At 37.7% G+C, this 1,071-nt stretch carries 1 pseudogene; it reads left to right on the top strand.

Going from position 1 to position 1,071, the window contains the following annotated elements:
• Positions 1–730: 730 nt before the first annotated feature.
• Positions 731–1,071 (top strand): annotated as a pseudogene (locus B2575_RS09465) (M48 family peptidase); the annotation flags it as partial.

Raw genomic sequence — 1,071 nt, 5'->3', positions numbered from 1 at the left:
GTTGTGCTCTACCACTGAGCTATTCCCGCTGATTATCGAATTGTAGTGTTGTTAACAACAACTCCGTCTCGATAGGCTGGCTATTCTATCAGATATTCTAGTACTGTCAACCTTATTTTTAACGTTTATTTCTAATATTATGTCTTTAACTCGCTATTTATTGATGTAATTATCATAAATAATTGATTTAGCGATAATTATTTTTTTAAAATAATATCAATTATTTTTCACAATAATGTTAGAAATCTAAAGCTCTATCCTTGTAGGTAGTATCTCATTGCTTATGAGACTATTTTTTGACTGAGATTTATGCCGCCTATCAAGTTTATAGACGTTAGTCACGAAAAATAGATTTGTTGGTGTCAACGTCCCTCTCACTTACAATCCTACGCTGTATTGTTACTTTTCCTGCATTGGTTTTGCCTTAGTAACATTATTATACTTATGCCTAATGACAGTTCGGGTAAAATTTTACTGTTGAGGTCACGTAGCAAACATAGGTAGAACATTAATAAAAAATTGCCTTACTTGCTGCTTCAACTCTCTATGCCACAAAAAATGTAACACGAGTCATTTGAACGATAATTATTTCAACGATAATTATTTCAACGATAATCACTTTAACGACAACCGCTTTATTATTAATAGCCGCTTTGATAACAGTCACTTTGTTATTAACCGCCACTTTGTTCTATTTTACTTTTTATCATTTACAGCGAGGATGTTTATTATGAAAAAATTACTGACCAGCACCGTGATGGCCGCTTCATTGTCGGCACTAGCCCTGACAGGTTGTACCAGCACCACCAGTACCGGTGCCGTTGGCGTTGACCGTCAGCAGCTTTTACTGGTTTCTAGTGAGCAAGTTTTGCAGCTGTCTGCACAGAGTTATGCCAAAACGTTGCAAGAAGCAAAAGCGCGCGGCGTGCTAGATACCAATAAGGCTCAGCTTAATCGCTTAAAGAACATCGCTAATCGTTTGGTCGGTCAGGTCGGCGTCTACCGTCCAGATGCGGCGAAATGGCAATGGGAAGTGCATACGATCAAATCTAATGAGCTGAATGCCTTTGT

Origin of the sequence: Psychrobacter sp. UBA6739, assembly GCF_002453835.1 — a bacterium.
GTDB lineage: Bacteria > Pseudomonadota > Gammaproteobacteria > Pseudomonadales > Moraxellaceae > Psychrobacter > Psychrobacter immobilis_A.
The sequence above is the reverse complement of the archived record's forward strand: the minus strand, read 5'-3'. Positions and strand labels throughout refer to the sequence as shown.